The sequence below is a fragment of the Nonomuraea sp. 3N208 genome (assembly GCF_052245935.1).
In the GTDB taxonomy this organism is placed as follows: Bacteria; Actinomycetota; Actinomycetes; order Streptosporangiales; family Streptosporangiaceae; genus Nonomuraea.
This window is the reverse complement of the sequence record NZ_JBQQBR010000017.1, coordinates 61,745-80,532: the sequence shown is the minus strand read 5'-3', so window position 1 is coordinate 80,532 and position 18,788 is coordinate 61,745. Positions and strand designations below refer to the sequence as shown.

Genomic DNA, 18,788 nt, shown 5'->3' with positions numbered 1-18,788 from the left:
GTCACGGTTTGCCGCACAGAGCCCTGTTATTCGCCGGTCTCCCTCCCCCAGAGTCAAGCCCGATGTCATGTCCCTCGGACACGACCTTTACGCTGTGTGACCTGGATCGGGAATCCCGTTGAACCCGGCGTGGAAGCCGAGCTGTCTGCGCAGGTAGGCGGCAGCGCGAGGGCTGCGCTCGCGAACCGGCTCGATCAGCTGCGCCGCCTCGCGCGCGAGCCCGGCCATCGCGTCGCTCACTTCGGCGCGGCTGACGCCGAGTCCCAGAATGTTCAGATCGCCCCAGCTCATGTCTCTCCGGTACGACGCCATGTCGCCGAGCAGATGCAGGTAACGCTGCACATGCCGGCTGACGGCGCGTAATTGCTCCAGGTGGGCCTTCACCCAGTCGTCGCCCGTGTAGATCCAGTGGGACAGGTCCACGAAGCACGAGCCGCGACTGTCGGCGTTGTCGAGGTATCCGGCCAGCGTGGGCGCGGCCTGCGCGTTGCGCCACACCCACGCCCTGGCCATGCCCGCCAGCATCCTGGCGAGCTGGTCGCGCCAGAGCCACTGCAGGCCGTCGAACTCCTTGACGGTGCCCAGCTCGTCGCGCAGATCGGCCAGGAACCGGGTGACCGCCGAACGGGGGACGGCGCCGTCGGCGACGGACAGGCATTCGCGGGTCAGGCGGTTCACCTGCTCGCGGGTGGTCGCGGTGTGGTCCACGAGCCGGTCGACGGCCAGGACCCACAGGGTGGCCCGATTGACGCCCTTGAGACGGTCTGCGGCGGCCCAGGGGGCGCTGAAGGCGGTGGTGAGAGTGAGGGTGTTGTACAGCTCGGCGTCGAAGGCCGCAGGAGGGAACAGCACGCCGTACATCTGGGCGCAGCGTCGTAGGTCCCGGCCGCACTCGGCGGCCAGCGCGCACGTCCTGCCGAGCTCGTACGCCTCGCCCGGCTCGCCGTCCGACATCCTAGGGCCGCTCGATCGGCTCGCGGATCATGGGCGACGACCCCCAATACCCGGATATATACATCTATTGGAGAATAGTTTCATGATCGCGCACTATCGATCAAGGTATCAACACCGTGGCTGATCAGCTCGCTCCGCCGGCTGTCACCTGCCGCCGGTCGACGCCGGCGACTTGCCCGCACTGTCCCGCCAGGCCGTCCGCCCGGCCCGGCGGTGCGCACTGATGGCGCGGCGGCACCGCTGCCGGGAGGGCGTCGGCCTGGGCCCGGCGGAGTGATACGGATCCGGGATGGGCGGGTTTCATGCCGATCGGGCGTCGGTCGCGACCTTGGCGGCGAGCGCGACGCGGGAGCTGATGCCGAGCTTGGTGTAGATCTTGCCGATGTGGTATTCGACCGTCTTGACGCTGATCAGCAGCTCTGTGGCGATCTGGCGGTTGGTCATGCCGTGGGCCACGAGCGTGGCGGTGCTGAGCTCCTGGGGCGTCAGCCCGAGCCGTACCGTGGCCTGCGGTTCGAGTCCGCACGCCTCCAGCTCCTGCGCGCAGCGGTCCACGAGCGGGCACGCGCCCAGGCGTTCGAAGATCCTGCGGGCGGCGGCGAGCCGCTCCGCGGCCGCCCTGCGCCTGCCGGTGCGGCGCAGCAGCCGTCCGAGGTCCAGCAGCACCCGCGCCTCCTCAAGCGGCCAGACCCCGCGCTCGACGAGCGCCAGGGCACGGGCGAAGTTCTCCTCGGCCTGCGCTGGAACGTTCCTGGCGGCCAGCAGCAGCGCCCCAAGCCGGATCCGTTCCACCCGCCCGCGCGGCCCGCCGGTCTCGTCCGCCCTACCTGACCGGTGCGCCCGCGACCCCGCCTCTAGCCGCGGGCTGGGGTCGTGCGCCCCATCGGGCTTGCGCGCCGAGCCGAGCTTGCCGAAGGCGGCGAGCGCGCGCTCGGCCTCGGTCAGCCGGCCCTCGGCGATCAGCGCCTCGATCCGGCGCGGCCGCGGGTCGGGCACGAACGGGTCGGGGACGAACGGGCCCCCCGGCGGCACGGCCCCGGTGCCCACCGCCGGAGACGTGTCCTCGATGCCGAGCAGCGCCAGCGCCAGGCCGGCCTGGGTCTCCCCCTGGGCGTGGCGCATGCGGCGGGCGGCGGTCATGGCGGCGGTGGCGTGGGCGAGGGCCCGCTCGTGCTCGCCCAGAGCCACGAGCGGCGCTACGCACACCGCCTCCAGGCAGGGCAGAAGCCATCGCTGGCCGAGCGCCGCCGCCTCGGCCAGCGCGTGCTCGGCGCGGGCGGCGGCGTCGTCCCATCGGGCGCACGCATGCTCGGCGGCGGCCAGCAGCGCGGTCGCCGGCAGCCGGTGGTGGGGCAGCCGCGCCGTCTCGGCCTCGGCCACGACCTGCTTGAGCACGGCGCACGCCTGCTCCGGCGCGTCCCGCCCGAGGTGGTCGACGGCCGCCGCGAGGCTGCCGGGCGGCGCGCCGGCGCTGGGTGCCCCTGCCAGCGCCAGCACGTCGTACGGCCTCGCGATCGTGCCCTGGATGGGCTGCTCGATCGCCAGTCGGGCCCAGCGCACAGCCCCCGCGCGATCCTCCAAGGTCAGGTGCAGCCAGGCCAGCTGTTCCGCCACGTCGGCGGCCAGGCTGGGCTCCCGCTGCCGCCATGCCTCGGCCAGCAACGCCGACGCCTCGTCGAAGTGCCCGGAGACGAGCGCGAGCCGGCCCAGCACGTACCAGCGCACCGGCGCGGCGTCCCCGGCGTCGTGATCGGCACCGCGCAAGGAACACGCGCCTGCGTCGTGCGAAGAACGCTGGCCTGCGTCGTGCGAAGAGTGCGATTCGGTGGCGCCGCGTATCCCCAAGGCGCTGGCGAGCCGTGCCGCGTGGAGCACGTCGCCCCCGATGAGGACGTGCTCCAGCGCGGCCGTACGCAGTTCGTCGCGGCGGGCCGGGGCGTGCGCGGCGTCGAAGAGCCCGGCGGCCAGCTCCAGATGGGCGGCGGCTTCCCGCCATTGCCCGTGTTGCGCGGCCTTGGCCGCGTACCCGGCCAGTTCCTCGGCCAGCACGTCGTCCGGTCCGCTCGCCGCGGCGGCCCGGTGCCGCAGCGCCGTGCCGGTGTCGCCGGCGAGCGCGGCCGCCGCCAGATGCACGCAAGCCCTGGTGCCCGCGCCCAGCCCGTCGTAGGCGGCGGCCTGGGCGAGTGGTTCGGGAAAGCCGATCAGACGGCCGGGCAGCTCCCGGAGCAGCCCGGCGGCGACGGCCTCCTCCACGGCGTTCAGCGGGTCGCCGAGCCCGCCGGCGACGGCCGCGGCCACGTGCAGCGGGCACCCCGCCCCGAGCACGGCGCAGGCGGCGACGAGCTGCCTGGCGGCCGGGGTGCAGCCCTTCAAGCGGCGGGTAAAGGGCCCCAAATAGGTGCCGGGGACCGGCAGCGGCGCGGAGGCGTCCTCCAGAACGGCGCGGGGCACGGTCGCCAGCAGCGCACGGGCGTGCAGTGGGCTGCCGAGTACGTGCACGCGCAGCCGCTCGGCCGCCCCCAGGCTGAGCCCCGGCAGCGGCCGGTACGCGGCGTTCCCCGGCACGCGGCGGAGACCTGGAACCGGCCCCGCGGTGCCGAGGCCCGCGAGCGGTCCCGTACCGCCCAGACCGGGAATCGGGCCCGATGGCGGCGGCAGGGCGGTGGACAGCTCGGTCAGGTCGGCGGCGCTCAGGCCGTCGAGCGTGAGGTGAAGCGCCTCGTCGCGGCTCAGGAGGCGCCGGAGCCCGTCGGGCAGCCACGGGTCGGCGAGGTCGCGGACGACGACCAGCACGAGCACGCGCCCCGCCCGCAGGCGCCGCAGCACATACCCCAGGGCGTGCAGCGACGGCCGGTCCGCCCACTGGGCGTCGTCGATCAGCACTACCACCGGCCCATGCGCCTGCAACGCCCCGATGACATCGCAGATCACCTGTCCCGCCGCCCACGGATCCCACCCCATCGCCTTGAGCCCCGCCCCCGCGAAGCCCTCCAGATCTGCGGCAATACCGTCCAGACCGGCCGCCCCCAGCCCTTCGAGCCGCCCAGGACCGAGGCCGGCATCCCCCCGCACGAGCTCGTCCGCGAGCTGCCGGATCACGCCGAGGGCGAGCCGCCGCTCGCCCTCCTCCCCGCTGGCGGCCAGCACCCGCACGCCCGCCTCCCCGCCGAGCGTGTGGTGGACGAGGGCGGACTTGCCGATCCCCTCCGCACCCTCGATCAGCACCCTCCTGGCCCGGCCCCCGCCCGCCGCGCGCAGCTCGGCGCGCAGCAGGGCGAGCTCCGCCGTCCTGCCGACGAACATGCCGCACTCCCCTCCGCCGCCTCCCCCCATGGCAGAGCGACACGGGCAACACCAGATACGCGCCGGTCTGTCCCGATACGGTCAGCCCGGAGCGACCCCCAGCCGCGCCCAGGCCGCGGAGGCGTCGTCGTGCCGTTTCCCCTGGACCGGCCCACGCGCGACCTCCAGCCCGCGCACGGCCCCGATCACCGCACCCGGCCCCTCCCCGTCCAGCGCGGCCACCACGTCGTCCCAGCTCCACCCGTACCAGTCAACGAGCCGCGCGACCCCGTCAGTGCACACCCCGACTCCCTGCAGCTTCCGCACGTCCACCGCTCCGCCCAGCGCTTGGGCGGCCGCCTCGGGGCGGGCCGCGGCCACCCAGAACCCTCCCGGCACGTTCCGCATCCGCCGTACCAGCTCCACCGAGTACGGCCGCCCGCCCGGCAACCGTTCCAGCCGATCATCGGCCACCACCTCGGTCCCGCCGCCCGCCGGCGCGAGCACGACCGGTGAATCCCCCAGCACGAGATATTCCACCCGTCCGCCCGCGATCCGCACCACGGCCACCGTCGCCGACGGCGAATCCGGATTGCCCAGATCGCACCCGCCCCCATGCGCCGCCGCCGTTTCCTCGATGGCATCCTCCAGCACCCCGGCCAGCGGCGTGTCGCCGTCCACGGCCAGCCGCGCCGCCAGCGCCCCGCCGAGCCGCGCCACCAGCCACGGCACGTCGTGCACGCAGCCGCTGTCCACCCCGGCCGCCGCCGTGGCCCCGTCGAGGACGATGATCCAGGACGGCCCGGCGATCACCAGGTCCTCGTTGGGCCGCCTGGAGCCGGGACTGGTGGCGTACGTGACCTCCGCGAACATGACAGCGACTGTGCCACAGTGGCCCCCGTGACCTCGAACGCCCTCCACCGCGCGCTCACCGACCCACCACCCCGCCCGCTACCCCCCGAGGCGGAAGCCCTGTTACGCGACCTGGACGCCCCGCCCCGCCTGGCCGCTCACCTCAGAGCCGTGCACGACGTGGCGGCCGAGCTCCTGGACTGGCTGGCCGGCCACCATCCGGGCACGCCGGTCGACCGGGAGGCGGTGCTGTACGGCGCCGCCACCCACGACATCGGCAAGTGCCTCCACCCGGCCGAGCTGTCAGGCCCGGGCTCGGCTCACGAGCCCGCCGGCCACCGCCTCCTGCGCGAGCGCGGGGTGCCGGAACGGCTGGCCCGCTTCACCCGCACCCATGCCGCATGGACCAACGAGGTCACCACGCTGGAAGACCACCTGGTCAGCCTGGCCGACAAGATCTGGAAGGCCAAACGGGAGCCGGACCTGGAGCGACTCGTCCTGGACCGGCTCGCGGGTGAGGCGCCGGGCTGGCAGGTCTTCATGGACCTGGACGACCTGCTCACCACGATCGCGAACGGCGCCGACGCCCGACTCGCCTTCCAGAACGCCTATCCGACCGTCTGACCGGCGACGGCCGCCTACACGATCACCAAGTCCCGGGGCGTGTTGTTGAGCCGCTCCCCGCCGTTGTCCGTGCACACCACGATGTCCTCGATCCTGGCGCCGTGCCGGCCCGGCAGGTAGATGCCCGGCTCCACGGAGAAGGCGAAGCCGGGCTCCAGCGGCTCCCCGTTGCCGGCCACGATGTACGGCTCCTCGTGCGTCTCGATCCCGATCCCGTGCCCGGTCCGGTGGATGAAGTAGTCGCCGTAGCCGGCCTCGGCGATCACCTCGCGGGCGGCCGCGTCGACCGACTCGCAGGAGACGCCTGGCCGCACCGCCGCGCACGCCGCCTCCTGGGCGCGGCGCAGCACCTCGTAGTAGGCGCTGAACTCGGCGGGCGGCTCGCCCACGCTATAGGTGCGCGTGGAGTCGGAGCAGTAGCCGCTGTGCAACTGGCCGCCGATGTCGACCACCACCGGCTCGCCCTCCTGGATCACCCGGTCGGACACGTCGTGGTGCGGGCTGGCCCCATTGGGGCCGGAGGCAACGATCACGAAGTCGACCGTCGCGTGCCCGGACGCCAGGATCGCCTCGGTGATGTCCCTGGCCACGTCGCGCTCGCTCCGCCCGGCGCGCAGGAACTCGGGCACCTGCCGGTGGACGGCGTCGATCGCCTCCCCCGCCTCGCACAGCGCCGCAACCTCGGCCGGCGACTTGCGCATCCGTAGATCCCGCAGCACGCTGCCGGCCAGCACCTGCTCGGCGCCCGGCAGCGCGTCGCGGAAGCGCAGCGACGACATGGCCCACATCCGGTCGGCCAGTCCCACCTTGGCGGCCTGCCCCAGCCGGGCCGCCGCGATCGCGTAGGGGTCGTCGGTCTCGTCCCAGGCCACGAACTCCAGCCCGAGCCGCGAGGCCGGCGAGGCCTCGGCGGCAGGCAGCTCCAGGCGGGGCACCATCATGAACGGCTCCCCCGCCGCAGGCACCACCAGGCACGTCAGCCGTTCCAGAGGCTTGGCGTCATAGCCGCTCACATAGCGCAGATCGGGCCCTGGCGTGAGCAGCAGGGCGTCGAGGCCGCTCTTGGCGGTGGCCTCCTGCACGGCGGCCAGACGGGACACGGGATATAGGTCTGAGGACGTCACAGCCCCAAATCTACTCCGCCCCCGGCCTCCCACTATCCGCGAAAAGCTCTCACAACACGGGAAGCACTCGCTACACTCCGTTCAACAACGATCACGTAGTGTGGGGACAATTGTTCAGATCCACTGCACTTTGAGAGTGAGACTATGGTCGACGTCATAGGCGCGGCCGGGCTGCTCGGGCACAAATCCGACGCGGAGATGCTGGCCGCACGGCTGGCGCACGCGCAGCGGCTCGGCAACATGGGCTGGGCGGAATGGCACCTTCACACCGGCGACACGATCTGGTCCGACCAGGTGTACACGATCTTCGGCCGCGACCCGGCCCAAGGCCCCATCGCCCTGCCTCAGCTCGCCAAGCACGTCGAGCCCGCCGACGTGGCCGCGCTCGACCGGCTCCTGTGGTCCGCTGTGCAGGGCGTCGAGCCGGTCCAGGCCGAGTTCCGCATCCGCCGCAGTGGGGAGCTGCGTGACCTGCGCGTGGTGCTCGAGCCGCTGATGGCCCCCGGCGGCCCCATCGGCCTGCACGGTGTCATCCAGGACATCACCGGCCGCCGTCGCGCCGAGCGCCTGATGTCGGAGTCGCGCCGCCAGCTCCTGGAGGCCCGAGAGCAGGCCGCCGAGGAGCGCCACGTGATGCTGGCCCTGCGCGACGCGATCCTCCCCGACCCCGCCTGCTACCCCGGCCTGCCGGACACCAGCATCGCGGTGCGGTACGTGCCCGCGGAGAAGACCGCGAACCTGGGCGGCGACTGGTTCGAGGCGGCCCCCTCCCCCGACGGCCGCCTGCTGCTGGCCATCGGCGACGTCTCCGGCCACGGCCTGCCCGCGATCGCGCACATGGCCCAGCTCCGCCACGCCCTGGTCGGCCTCGCCATGACGGGGCGGCCCGCCAACCGGCTGCTGGACTGGCTGAACGAGCTGGTCCTGCACCAGCTCAACGACACCACCGCCACGGCGATCATCGGGCACCTGGACCCGCAGACCCGGGTGTTCGCCTGGAGCCAGGCCGGCCACCTGGCGCCCATCCTGGTGCGCGACGGGGTGGCCAGCCGGCTCGGCCAGCCCAGGGGCGTGCTGCTCGGTGCCGCGTGCGGGCGCCCGTACGAGCTGGCCACGACCCGGCTGCGGCCCGGCGACGTGCTGCTGCTGTTCACCGACGGCCTGGTCGAGCGGCGCACCCGCGACATCGACGTCGGCCTCGACCTGGCTCTGGCCGCCGCCGCGGACGTGCAGGGGGGCGATCTGGAGGCCGGGCTCGACCGTCTGCTGTCCGACATCGGCGGTCCCAACCCGGAAGACGACGCCTGTCTGCTCGGGGTGGGCATACTGGGGGAGCCTCGCGCGGCCAGCGAGGACCCGGCGGGAGTGCGACCATAGACGCGTGCTGATGGTTCTGGACACTCCGTCCCTCTACTTCCGCGCCTTCTACGGCATCCCGGAGTCGATCACGGCCCCCGACGGCTCGCCCGTCAACGCGGTACGCGGCCTCATCGACATGATCGCCACTCTCGTGCGCCAGCACTCCCCTGCGGAGCTCGCGGCCACCATGGACGCCGACTGGCGCCCGGCCTTCCGCGTGGCGGCGATCCCGACGTACAAGGCGCACCGCGTCGCCCACGGCAACACCGAGGTGGTGCCCGACGCGCTCGTGCCGCAGATCGCCGTCATCGAGGAGGTGCTCGACGCCGTCGGCATCGCCCGCCCGGAGTCCCCCGGGTACGAGGCCGACGACGTCATCGGCACGCTCACCCACCAGGCGAGCGGCGCGGTCGACATCGTCACCGGCGACCGCGACCTGTTCCAGCTGGTCGACGACGCCCGTCCGGTGCGCGTGCTCTACACCGCCCGCGGCATCCGCAACCTGCAGATCGTGGACGAGGCGTTCGTCACCGCCAAATACGGCGTCCCCGGCCGCGCCTACGCCGACTTCGCCACCCTGCGCGGCGACCCCAGCGACGGCCTGCCCGGCGTGGCCGGCGTCGGCGAGAAGACCGCGGCCGCGCTCATCACCCGCTTCGGCTCCCTCGAGGCCCTGCTCGAGGCCCTGGACGGGGGCGTGACCGACGGCTTCCCCGCCGGCAGCCGCACCAGGCTGGCCGCCGCCCGCGACTACCTGAGCGCCGCTCCCGCCGTCGTCAAGGTGGCCCACGACGCCCCGCTCCCGGCCGCGGACCTGACGCTGCCGGCCAAGCCGCGCGACCCCGAGGCGCTGGTGCGCCTAGCCGACCGTTACGGCCTGGACGGCCCGCTCAACCGCCTGCTCGACGTGCTGGGCGGCTAGCCGCGCGGCGTGCTAGGCGCGTCGAGGAGGGCGCGGACGGCCGCCTGCGCGGCCTCGCGCAGGCGGCCGTGCACGAGCACGTTCTCCTCGCGGTCGGTACGCACCTCGACCACGCGCGGCCCCTCGCCGCGCAGCGCCTTCGGCAGCTCCGTGATCTCCGATACCAGCGTGTACGGTGTCCCGGTCGCGGCCGCCACGTACCCGAGATCGACACCGTGCGGCGTTCCGAAGACCCGCTCGAACGGATCGCGCACCGCCGCCTGCGGCAGCAGTGAGAAGATCCCGCCCCCGTCGTTGTTGACCACCACGAAGCACAGATCGGGCCGGGGCTCGCGGGGCCCGAGGATCAGCCCGTTCTGGTCGTGCAGGAACGACAGGTCGCCGAGCAGCGCGAAGGCGGGCCCGTTGTGCGCCAGCGCCGCCCCCATCGCGGTCGAGACCAGGCCGTCGATCCCGGATGCGCCCCGGTTGGCCATCACCCTGATACCGCGCCGCGGCCGCATCGCCTGCTCCAGGTCCCTGATCGGCATCGACGACCCGGAGAACAACAACGCCCCGTTCGGCAGCGCGTCCACCAGGTCCCTGGCCAGGCGCGGCTCGCTGACGCCCGAGGCGTCGAGCAGCTCGTCCACGGCCGACCTGGCCGCGCGGTCCGCCTGCCGCCACGCGTGCAGCCAGCTGTCGTCGCCCGCGGCCACCGGAATCTCCACCGCCTGCGCCACCTGGGTGGCCGACCTGGTCGGGTCGGGCCATCGGTCCAGATCGGGCGCCACCACGATGTGCTCCGCGGTCCGCCGCAGCCACGACAGCAGCGGCCGCGACAGCCCTGGCCGCCCCAGTGTGACCACCACGTCAGGCCGGTGCGCGTCGGCGAACTCGGGCGTCCCCAGCAGGTAGTGATAGGTCGAGATGGCATGGTCACCGTAGCGGGCGCCGCCGTTCGGCTCCGACAGGACCGGCCAGCCCGCCATGCCTGCGGCGGCCACGTAGCGGCGCACGTTCGCGGCGCCGTCGCCCACGACGAGCACGCCGCGCCGGGTCGGCGGGATGTGCAGGGCGATCGGCGGGGGCGCGACCCTGGCCCGCACCCAGGGGCCGTTCGCGCCGCCGTCGAGCGGCTCGCACCAGGTGGTGTCGCCGTCGGGGATGAGCGGCTCCCTGAAGGCCAGGTTGAGGTGGACCGGACCGGGGGTCGCCGGGCCTGCGGCCCGCTGGTAGGCGCGACAGGCCAGCGACCTCCAGTACGCCACCTGCCCGGGGCGGTCCTCCGGCACGCCGACCTCGGCGAACCAGCGCGTGGCCGCCCCGTACAGCTTGATCTGGTCGATGGTCTGGTTGGCGCCGGTGCCGCGCAGCTCGGGCGGGCGGTCGGCGGTGAGCACCAGCAGCGGCACGCCCGACTCGCTCGCCTCGATCACGGCCGGGTGGAAGTTCGCCGTGGCCGTGCCGGACGAGCAGATCAGCGCGACCGGCCGCTCGGCCCGCTTGGCCAGCCCGAGCGCCAGGTACGACGCCGAGCGCTCGTCGATGCGCACGTGCAGGCGCACCCGCGACTCGGCGTGCAGCGCCAGCGCCAGCGGGGCGGAGCGCGAGCCGGGCGCCAGCACCACGTCGGTCAGGCCGCAGCGCACCAGCTCGTCGACCAGCACGGTGGCCAGCGCGGTCGCGGGGTTCAACGTGACGCCTCCTGCATCCGGCGAAGCCACTGGGGAGATTCAATCTCAAAAGCTGACAAATGCTGATAATTCACGGCCGGACGGCGTACCGCCAGCCGGCCGTCCACGGGCGTCAGCGGGTCGTCCACGACGTCACCCGCCAGCAGCGGCAGCGTGCCGAGCCCGCACGCGTACGGCAACGACGGCAACGCCGCCGCCAGCGCCAGCCCCGCCGCAAGACCCACAGAAGTCTCGACAGCGCTGGAGACCACGGCAGGCAATCCGCACGCCTCCACCACCCGCAACGCGTTGCGCACCCCGCCCAGCGGCTGCACCTTGACCACCGCGACGTCGGCCGCCTCGGCCGCCCTGACGCGCAAGGGGTCCTCGGCCCGCCGGATCGACTCGTCGGCGGCGATCGGCACGTCGCAGGCCCGCCGCACCGCCGCCAGCTCCTCCAGCGTGGCGCACGGCTGCTCGGCGTACTCCAGGTCGTACTTGTCCAGGCGCTTCAGCCGCCGCACGGCCTCATCGACGCTCCACGCGCCGTTGACGTCGACCCGGAGCCTGCCCGCGGGGCCGAGCGCGTCGCGCACGGCCTCCACCCTGGCCACGTCGTCGTCGAACGTCTGCCCCCGTTCGCCCACTTTGACCTTCGCCGTGCCGCAGCCGGAGCGCCGCACCAGCTCGTGTGCCTGCTCGGCGTCCACGGCGGGCACCGTCGCGTTGACGGGGACGCTGTCGCGCACCGGCTCCGGCCAGCCCTCGAAGGCCGCCTCGCGGGCGCACGCCAGCCACCGCGCGCACTCGCGCGGGCCGTACTCAGGAAACGGCGAGAACTCCCCCCACCCCGCCGGGCCGTGCAGCAGCACCCCTTCCCTGACGGTCTGCCCCCGGAACCGCAGGCGCATCGGGATTCTGAAGACCACGGGAGCCACGGGAGAACCTGTCACGACCCTCCCCGCTTTCCCTGCGCCGCTGTCCGACGTGTCGCCATTAACCTTACGAGCATGTGGAGGAACCCGTCGCATCCGGACCGTCCGCTGCATGCCATTGTGCAGCCTCCGGGACCCGCGCTGTTCACGGCCATACGCGACGCGCTCTGCGGCCAAGGTGCCGCCGTCCTGCCCCTTCCTCCCGGCCAGGCCGGCGCCGCCCTGGCCGGGCTGCGCCCCACCCACGTCGACGGAACGCCCCAGGACGACGGCGCCGGCGTGCCCGCCGACGTGGCGGTCGTGATCGCCACCAGCGGCAGCACCGGCGCGCCCAAGGGCGTGATGTTGTCGGCCACCGCGCTGCGGGCCTCCGCGGCGGCCTCCCTGCGGCGCGTGGAGGCCTCCAAGGGCGAGCGCTGGCTGTGCTGCCTGCCCGTCTCCCACGTCTCCGGCCTGCAGGTCCTGGTCCGCGCCCTGCTGTCGGACAGCGAGCCGATCATCCACCCGCGCTTCGACCCGCGCGCCGTCCTGGACTCCGGCGCCGACCACGTCTCGCTCGTGCCGACCCAGCTGCACCGGCTCGTGGAGCTGGGGGCCGACCTGTCCGGGTTCCGCACGATCCTGCTCGGCGGCGCCGCGTCCCGTCCCGGCCTGCTGGAGCGGGCCAGGGACCTCGGTGCCCGGATCGTGACGACGTACGGGATGAGCGAGACGTGCGGCGGCTGCGTGTACGACGGCCAGCCCCTTTACAATGTAGATCTCAAGATTGGCGAGGACGGCCTGATCAGGATCGCCGGCCCCGTACTCTTCTCCGGCTACCGGTCGGGCGAGCCCGCCCCGTTGGACGGCGGCTGGTTCGTCACCTCCGACCTCGGCGAACTGGCCGGCGGGCGGCTGCGGGTGCTGGGCCGGGCCGACGACGTCATCAACACCGGCGGCGAGAAGGTCATGGCCGCCGCCGTGGCCGCCGTGCTCGGCACCCACCCCGAGGTCGCCGACGTGGCCGTGATCGGCGTGCCCGATCCCGAATGGGGAGAGCTCGTCACCGCGATCGTGGTCCCCGCTAACCCCGACACGCCGCTTACGCTTACCCAATTGCGGGCATACTGCCGCGATAGGCTTCCCCCTCACGCCGCCCCGCGCGAGCTGCGCCTGGTCTCCGGACTGCCGCTGCTGCCGAACGGCAAGACCGATCTGGTACGGCTGAAAGCAGGAACCTGACGAGGTGCCGCTGCGTCAGAGTGGGGAGAAGGAGGGAGCCTTCATGGACCAGACCCGCAAGATGTGGGCATCCGCGGCCATCGTCGGCGTCATCGTCGTCGCCGGCATCTCGGTCGCCGCCGCCGCCTCCGCGGGCAAGCTCGACCAGGTCGGCGAGGAGACCAGAGCTGTGGTGGAGAAGGCGTCACCGTCCGGCCGGCCGACGCCGCCGGCCTCGTCTCCCGAGCCCACCGATGACGACCTCGTGGTCTCACGGGAGGTCAACCCCGACCCAAGCAAGGTGCTCGAATACTGGACGGACGAGCGCATGGAGGACGCCGAGCCCATGCCCATGCCGGAGGTCACGACCGGAGGGGCCGACGTGACCGAGTAAGACCCGCACGAGGGGCGGCTCGCCATCTGGGCGATCCGTCCCTTTTTGGCATTTCGTCCGCGCGGGAACAAATGGCGGAGAATGGCGTTATTGATACTGGTGCGCCGTGCGGACAGCGAAACCGCCCGCCACAATCTGCCTGATCGCTTCTAACTCCGTACGGAGGAGGTGTCCTCATGCCCACAACCGCCGTGGCGACCCCACCCGCGACTCTCGACCAGCTGCTTGAACGAGGGCGTAACCGGGGTCACCTTTCTCTGGCGGAATTGCGTGACGCGTTCGCCGAAGCCGGGATCAGCCCCTCTGAGGGCCGTACGATACTGCGCGAGCTGTCGGAGGCCGGCGTGAGCCTGGCCGCCGAGAACGAGCCGTCTCTCAGCAAGACCGCCCCCAAGAAGACCACCACCAGGAAGCCCGCACAGTCGAAGGCCGCCGAGGAGCAGGACGAAGCCGCTCCGACGAAGTCCTCGACCTCGCGAGCAAAGGCTACCGGCCGCAAGGCGGCCAAGGCAAAAACCGACACACCGGCCGCGGCGAAGGGCGTCGTTCCGCCCGACCCCAAGCCGGAACACGAGGAGGACGTGCCCGAGGACCTGGTGATGAGCGCCGAGGACGACGACAACGAGCAGTTCGACCTGGACGACACACAGTCGGTCATGGGCGACTCGGTGCACACCTATCTCAAGTCCATCGGCCGCCGCACGCTGCTGACCGCGGCGCAGGAGGTCGAGCTGGCCCGGCGGATCGAGGCGGGACTGTACGCCGAGTACAAGCTGGAGAGCCACCCCGAGCTCCCGCTGGACGTCCGCGAGGACCTGCGCATGGTCGTCCAGGACGGCCGGCGGGCCAAGGACCACATGCTGGAGGCCAACCTGCGGCTGGTCGTCTCGGTGGCCAAGAAGTACACCGACCGCGGCATGTCGCTGCTGGACGTGGTCCAGGAGGGCAACCTGGGGCTGATCCGGGCCGTGGAGAAGTTCGACTACACCAAGGGCTTCAAGTTCTCCACATACGCCATGTGGTGGATCAGGCAGGCCATCCAGCGCGGCTTCGCCGACTCGGCGCGGACCATCCGGCTGCCTGTCCACGTGCTGGAGATGCTCTCCAAGCTGTCGCGCATCGAACGTGACATGCACCAGCGCCTGGGACGCGAGCCCACGCCCGAGGAGCTGGCGGTCGAGCTGGACAAGACGCCGGACCAGATCGAGGAGCTGCTGCGCACCAGCCGCCAGCCGATCTCGCTGAACGCGACGATCGGTGAGGACGGGGAGACCACGATCGGCGACCTCATCGAGGACGTCGACTCGCCGGAGGCGTCGGAGATCGTCGACCGCCAGCTGCTGGGCGACCAGCTGCGCGGCGTGCTCGACAACCTCTCGCCCCGGGAGTCGAAGATCATGGCTCTGCGGTTCGGCCTGGTGGACGGCAAGCCGCACACGCTCGACGAGATCGGCAAGCACCTGGGGCTGACCCGGGAGCGGATCCGTCAGCTGGAGAAGGAGTCGCTGTCCAAGCTGCGCCACCCGAGCAACACCCGCCCGCTGCTCGACTGGGCCAGCTGATCGCCCGAAGCCCCGGCCACACGAGGGAGGCGTGACCGGGGCTTCTCGCATGTCCCGGCACGCACCGGACATCCCGGGCGCCCACTATCAGCGCAACCACCGGCCGGTTGTCACCCGGCGACGGCGGCGATCTGGTCAGAGCGTGGCGGGCACCGGACGGGGCACGCTCGGGATCCCCCAAAGCCGGTTCTCCTCGCGCAGCGTCCGCAGCCGTTCGACCTCGTCCGTCCACATCCGGCCGTTCGGCGTGGCCCGGGCCTTGCGGCGCGCGATCCGATCGTCGTAGGCCTTCACCCCGAACGTGGCCCGCTGTCCCGCCTCGGCGGCCCGCAGCGCGTCGGTCAGCGCCCGGTCGAACGCCCGGCCCGCGGCCAGCAGCTCGATGTCATCGGCCGCAGCGGCCCGCAGCTCCCGCAGCGTCTGCTCGGCCTGCCGCGCCTTCTCGAGCAGCTCGGGGAAGCTCTTGGAGATCTCCTGGTCCGCGTGGTAGCGAACCTCGGCCTCCCGGCTCACCCGCGGACGGAAAAACGCCATCGACCCTGCCCTTTCACCAGCCGGCACCTCGTACAACGGCCAAGAGTACGCCGTCTCGCGACACGAACTGAAATCACCCCGGCGCGGCGCCCTTTACATTGTAAGATGATCACCATGCCCGCCAAGCGACCACCCGTTCCCCTCTCCCGCGAGCGCATCCTCGAGGCCGCACTCCACATCGCCGACAGCCAGGGCCTGCGCCGCCTGACCATGCGGCGACTGGGCGACGCGCTGCAGGTGGAGGCCATGGCCATCTACCACCACCTACCCCGGGGCAAGGAGGCGCTGATGGACGCCCTGGCCGAACACGTCACCACCGTACGCGTGGAGCAGGGCCCGACCTGGCAGGAGACGGCCAAGGCCTGGTGCAGGGCCGAGCGCGAGCTGCTGCGCGAGCACCCGGGCGTCCTCGCCCTGGCCCTGACGAAACCCCCCAAAGGGGCCACCGCCCTCGCCATCAGGGAGCAGGTCGAACAACTCGCCGACAGCGGCCTGGACAACGCGGCGGAGGCCGTACGCTCACTGCGGGCCTTCGTGTTCGGCAGCGTCGCCGTCGAGGTCCAGCAGTCGGGCTGGGCCGATCCCGAAGTCGACGAGTGGGTAAGACGCGATGAAAGAGCCGATATCGACTTCGAGCGCGGACTCGACGCTCTCCTCAAGGGTTTGCAAACGTGATGCGCGTGTCACGCTTGGCCCGTTATCCTGCATAAGGCACGCTGTGTCGAAGGTCACACGTTCCGGGGACCCCCCTGTAACAGTCCGAAGGGACTATGTCGGAATGTGTGACGGACATCGCACACTTGCCAGAACGACAACCCGAGCCGCTCCCGTCCCTCAGCGGGGGCATCCCACGAGATATCGGAGGCACGCCGATGTGCCCGCACGACCCGGCCTGTCCGGATGCACAGGCGCCAGACCGAGAGAAGGCACGCACTCTCGCCTGCCATCCCGAGCAGGGATGGAGCCTGCTCTGCAACGGCGTCGTCCTGTTCGAGGACACCGGGGAGCTTCTGCCCAGCGGCGCCACGATCGAACCGCACCGGCCCGTGGTCGGCGCGGCCTGAGCTATGGACCTACGCGTAGTGGATGATCCACTCCGCCACCACCTCGCCCACCCGGATGGGCTCCTTTTTCAGGTCGTGACCCTCACCGGGCAGCACCACCAGGCGCGCCGCGTCCGCGGCGTCGGGGACGCCGAACGGATCACGATCTCCGCTCACGCACAGGACATCCACCCCAGCGCCGCGTAGCTCCTCGGCTCTGGAACGCTCTGGCCTGCCGGGCGGATGCAGCGGGAAGGCCAGCGCCACGACCGCCGCCGCGCCGACCGCCTTGGCCGTACGGCAGGCGACCCGAGCCCCGTTGCTCCGCCCGCCCTGCACCAGCGGCAGCCCCGGCCACCGCGCACGCAGCTCATTCAGGACGACCTCCCACGCCTCGTCCTGCCTGGCCGGCGAGCCGGGCGCCCGCGCCCCCGCCGCTCTGAACGCCTGGGTCACCCTCGCCACGCTGACCCCGGCGCCGAGCGCGGCGTCGCGCACGGCCATCAGGTCGGGGGCGTCCACTCCCCCGGCGGACCCGTGGGTCAGCACCAGCAGCAGCCGCGGCTCGGCCGCCTCGTCGACCTCGACCATCGCGGGTCCTCGCGGGGTCATGACCTCCATGGGAGAACCGTACCTTCGGACGATTCCGGCCTACCCCTCAGGGCTGATGACGGCGTGCCGCGTACCGGGCATGATTTTCCTATGCCAGACAAGCGTCCCCTCCGGGATGATCTGCAGGCCACGCTCGACGCGCGCCGCGATCTCGGCCCGGACTACGAAGCCGCGTTGGTCGAGTCGTTCGTGGAACGTCTCGACGAGACGATCGCCGCCCGCGTGCAGGCCGAGCTGGCCGTACGCGGCGCCGCCCCACACCGGCACCAGGGCAAGAACCCCGGCGCTGCGATGATCCCGATCGCGCTGGGCTCGATGGGCATCGGCATCCCGCTGACGGCGATCGCGGCGGGCAACGCCGGCCTGGTGGGGCTGACGATCACCTGGCTGGCGATCGTCATCATCAACGTGGCCGCCGCCGCGGCCATCATGCGCCGCGGCTGAGCCGGGCCAGGCGATTCAGGCGGCCGCCCGGTCGGACGCCACGGGCAGGGGCGGGGCTCCGGTGCGCCAGGGGACGCGTGTCAGGCAGGACATCCTCCGCGCCAGCTCCCGCGGCAGCCCCGGCAGGCGGGTGGCCAAGCCGAGCGCCAGGGCGGCCGGGCCGGTCCTGAACCCCTCCATCGCCTCGACCCGCAACAGCCGGTCGGTGAAGCGCAGCACCTCGCGCGCCGCGGCGGCCCGCCGCGTCCGGTAGCCATCCAGGACCTGCGACCCCGCGCACCTCGGCGATGCTGGCGGCGTTCATCACGGAGGCGGTCATGCTGCCGCTGGCCGAGCGCGTCGGCACGGAAGGGGCGGAGATCCGGGCGAATCTGGCGGGCGCGCAGTTGCTGGGGTCGCCACGGCCCGTTATGTGCTGGGCACGAAGCCGCCGGCCGACCTGGACCGTGAAACAAGCGGAGACGGCCGTGGGATCTCAGGCGTCGCGGTCGTAGCGGAGGCGGACCTCGGCTGCCAAGGTCTCGTCCTCGTGCTCCAGCCCGTACGACCACACCCGCTCGGCGTCCTCCTCCCGCCCGCGCAGCGGCAGGGTACGGGCCAGCAGCTCGATGGCCAGCGCGCTGGTCTGGGGGTCGGCGCCGCCCTCCACGGTCTCGGCGAACTCGGCGCAGGCCAGCTCCAGATGCGCGATCCCGAGCTGCACCCGCAGCCCCGGCACGTCCTCTTCGAGAGCCGACTCCAGCGCCTCCATGAGCACGTCGGCCGCCATTCCCGGCTCACCGTGCTCCATCAGCAGATCGGCCAGCTGCCGCGCCGCGTGCGCCCCGATCTGGCCGTCGCCTGCCGCCATGGCGGCCCGCAGCTCACTCTCCGCCTCGTCGAGGTCGGCGGCCAGCCGGGCCAGCGCGAGATGGGCCAGCGGCACGTACGCGGCGGTGCCGACGCCCAGCACGGCCTGCCAGGCGGCCCTGGCCTGCTCGGCCCTGCCCTCCCGCTCGAAGCCCTGCGCGAGATGGCAGGCGGCCTGTGCGGCGTATTCGGGATGGCCGGTGGCCAGCGCGGTCCTGGCCGCGGCCCGGGCGGCCTCGACGTCGCCGCGCTCCTCCAGCACCACGGCCAGCCCCACGGCGGCCTGGGCCCGATCGGGCCCCTCGGGGTCGGCGGCCAGCCGGCTCAGGATGGCGGCGGCGCCGTCGAGATCGCCGTCCTCGGCAAGGCGGCGGGCGGTGTCGAGAGGCGGTGTCTCCAGCTCTGAGGACGTCAAGAGAGCTCCTTCTGGCGACGGTCGCACC

At 72.6% G+C, this 18,788-nt stretch carries 19 protein-coding genes and 1 pseudogene; 10 read left to right on the top strand and 10 right to left on the bottom strand.

The features are described from left to right. Positions 1-87 precede the first annotated feature (87 nt). The 3 genes from ACTWPT_RS25795 to ACTWPT_RS25785 all read right to left on the bottom strand — a co-directional run bounded on the left by ACTWPT_RS25795 (position 88) and on the right by ACTWPT_RS25785 (position 5,109). A complete protein-coding gene (locus ACTWPT_RS25795) occupies positions 88-954 on the bottom strand; it encodes a terpene synthase family protein (protein WP_443180020.1) in 867 nt (288 codons plus the stop codon). 300 nt (positions 955-1,254) lie between these two features. After that, positions 1,255-4,257 carry an AAA family ATPase gene (locus ACTWPT_RS25790; RefSeq protein ID WP_443180019.1) on the bottom strand — a complete coding sequence of 1,001 codons (3,003 nt, stop codon included), beginning with the start codon at positions 4,255-4,257 and terminating at the stop codon, positions 1,255-1,257. Positions 4,258-4,338: 81 nt separating this feature from the next. Beyond that, complete coding sequence (locus ACTWPT_RS25785) at positions 4,339-5,109, bottom strand: protein phosphatase 2C domain-containing protein (RefSeq protein ID WP_443180018.1); 771 nt, start codon at positions 5,107-5,109, stop codon at positions 4,339-4,341. Positions 5,110-5,136: 27 nt separating this feature from the next. Here ACTWPT_RS25785 and ACTWPT_RS25780 point away from each other — a divergent pair, with 27 nt between their 5' ends. Then, positions 5,137-5,712, top strand: a complete 576-nt coding sequence (locus ACTWPT_RS25780; protein ID WP_443180017.1) for an HD domain-containing protein — start codon at positions 5,137-5,139, stop codon at positions 5,710-5,712. Positions 5,713-5,726: 14 nt separating this feature from the next. On the opposite strand, the gene ACTWPT_RS25775 is transcribed toward ACTWPT_RS25780, so the two are convergent. Continuing rightward, positions 5,727-6,836: a M24 family metallopeptidase gene (locus tag ACTWPT_RS25775; protein ID WP_443180016.1), complete on the bottom strand. Its 1,110-nt coding sequence runs from the start codon at positions 6,834-6,836 to the stop codon at positions 5,727-5,729. Positions 6,837-6,980: 144 nt separating this feature from the next. Here ACTWPT_RS25775 and ACTWPT_RS25770 point away from each other — a divergent pair, with 144 nt between their 5' ends. Continuing rightward, positions 6,981-8,213 (top strand): PP2C family protein-serine/threonine phosphatase, encoded by a 1,233-nt coding sequence (locus ACTWPT_RS25770; protein WP_443180015.1) that lies wholly within the window; start codon positions 6,981-6,983, stop codon positions 8,211-8,213. 10 nt (positions 8,214-8,223) lie between these two features. Further along, complete coding sequence (locus ACTWPT_RS25765) at positions 8,224-9,117, top strand: 5'-3' exonuclease (RefSeq protein WP_443180172.1); 894 nt, start codon at positions 8,224-8,226, stop codon at positions 9,115-9,117. Here ACTWPT_RS25765 and menD read toward each other — a convergent pair. Further along, positions 9,114-10,793, bottom strand: coding sequence for a 2-succinyl-5-enolpyruvyl-6-hydroxy-3-cyclohexene-1-carboxylic-acid synthase (menD, locus tag ACTWPT_RS25760; RefSeq protein WP_443180014.1), 1,680 nt, complete (start codon positions 10,791-10,793; stop codon positions 9,114-9,116). The two genes, ACTWPT_RS25765 and menD, sit on opposite strands and share 4 nt — an antisense overlap. After that, positions 10,790-11,683, bottom strand: coding sequence for an o-succinylbenzoate synthase (locus ACTWPT_RS25755; protein WP_443180171.1), 894 nt, complete (start codon positions 11,681-11,683; stop codon positions 10,790-10,792). Before ACTWPT_RS25755 ends, menD begins: the two co-directional genes overlap by 4 nt. 99 nt (positions 11,684-11,782) lie before the next feature. Between ACTWPT_RS25755 and ACTWPT_RS25750 the strand changes: the two genes are divergently transcribed. The 3 genes from ACTWPT_RS25750 to ACTWPT_RS25740 all read left to right on the top strand — a co-directional run bounded on the left by ACTWPT_RS25750 (position 11,783) and on the right by ACTWPT_RS25740 (position 14,863). Then, complete coding sequence (locus ACTWPT_RS25750; protein ID WP_443180013.1) at positions 11,783-12,928, top strand: AMP-binding protein; 1,146 nt, start codon at positions 11,783-11,785, stop codon at positions 12,926-12,928. Positions 12,929-12,971: 43 nt separating this feature from the next. Next, positions 12,972-13,301 carry a hypothetical protein gene (locus ACTWPT_RS25745; RefSeq protein WP_443180012.1) on the top strand — a complete coding sequence of 110 codons (330 nt, stop codon included), beginning with the start codon at positions 12,972-12,974 and terminating at the stop codon, positions 13,299-13,301. A 176-nt stretch (positions 13,302-13,477) separates the two neighbouring features. Then, positions 13,478-14,863, top strand: a complete 1,386-nt coding sequence (locus ACTWPT_RS25740) for an RNA polymerase sigma factor (protein WP_443180011.1) — start codon at positions 13,478-13,480, stop codon at positions 14,861-14,863. Between the two features lie 135 nt (positions 14,864-14,998). Here ACTWPT_RS25740 and ACTWPT_RS25735 read toward each other — a convergent pair whose 3' ends face one another. Continuing rightward, a complete protein-coding gene (locus ACTWPT_RS25735; protein ID WP_443180010.1) occupies positions 14,999-15,397 on the bottom strand; it encodes a hypothetical protein in 399 nt (132 codons plus the stop codon). Between the two features lie 114 nt (positions 15,398-15,511). Between ACTWPT_RS25735 and ACTWPT_RS25730 the strand changes: the two genes are divergently transcribed. Together ACTWPT_RS25730 and ACTWPT_RS25725 are read left to right on the top strand one after the other, a co-directional pair. Then, positions 15,512-16,072 (top strand): TetR/AcrR family transcriptional regulator C-terminal domain-containing protein, encoded by a 561-nt coding sequence (locus tag ACTWPT_RS25730; protein ID WP_443180009.1) that lies wholly within the window; start codon positions 15,512-15,514, stop codon positions 16,070-16,072. A 197-nt stretch (positions 16,073-16,269) separates the two neighbouring features. Beyond that, complete coding sequence (locus ACTWPT_RS25725) at positions 16,270-16,461, top strand: DUF5999 family protein (protein WP_443180008.1); 192 nt, start codon at positions 16,270-16,272, stop codon at positions 16,459-16,461. A gap of 9 nt (positions 16,462-16,470) precedes the next feature. Here the strand turns inward: ACTWPT_RS25725 and ACTWPT_RS25720 are convergent, their stop codons facing one another. Then, positions 16,471-17,061 (bottom strand): alpha/beta hydrolase family protein, encoded by a 591-nt coding sequence (locus ACTWPT_RS25720; RefSeq protein ID WP_443180007.1) that lies wholly within the window; start codon positions 17,059-17,061, stop codon positions 16,471-16,473. A gap of 81 nt (positions 17,062-17,142) precedes the next feature. On the opposite strand from ACTWPT_RS25720, the gene ACTWPT_RS25715 reads away from it, so the two are divergent. Continuing rightward, a complete protein-coding gene (locus ACTWPT_RS25715) occupies positions 17,143-17,496 on the top strand; it encodes a hypothetical protein (RefSeq protein WP_443164319.1) in 354 nt (117 codons plus the stop codon). 15 nt (positions 17,497-17,511) lie between these two features. Here ACTWPT_RS25715 and ACTWPT_RS25710 read toward each other — a convergent pair whose 3' ends face one another. Next, a complete protein-coding gene (locus tag ACTWPT_RS25710; protein ID WP_443180006.1) occupies positions 17,512-17,715 on the bottom strand; it encodes a hypothetical protein in 204 nt (67 codons plus the stop codon). Between the two features lie 59 nt (positions 17,716-17,774). Here ACTWPT_RS25710 and ACTWPT_RS25705 point away from each other — a divergent pair. Next, positions 17,775-17,990 (top strand): annotated as a pseudogene (locus tag ACTWPT_RS25705) (TetR/AcrR family transcriptional regulator); the annotation flags it as partial. On the opposite strand, the gene ACTWPT_RS25700 reads toward ACTWPT_RS25705, so the two are convergent. Beyond that, positions 17,972-18,760 (bottom strand): hypothetical protein, encoded by a 789-nt coding sequence (locus tag ACTWPT_RS25700; protein ID WP_443180005.1) that lies wholly within the window; start codon positions 18,758-18,760, stop codon positions 17,972-17,974. The pseudogene ACTWPT_RS25705 and the gene ACTWPT_RS25700 overlap by 19 nt on opposite strands. Positions 18,761-18,788: the final 28 nt, after the last annotated feature.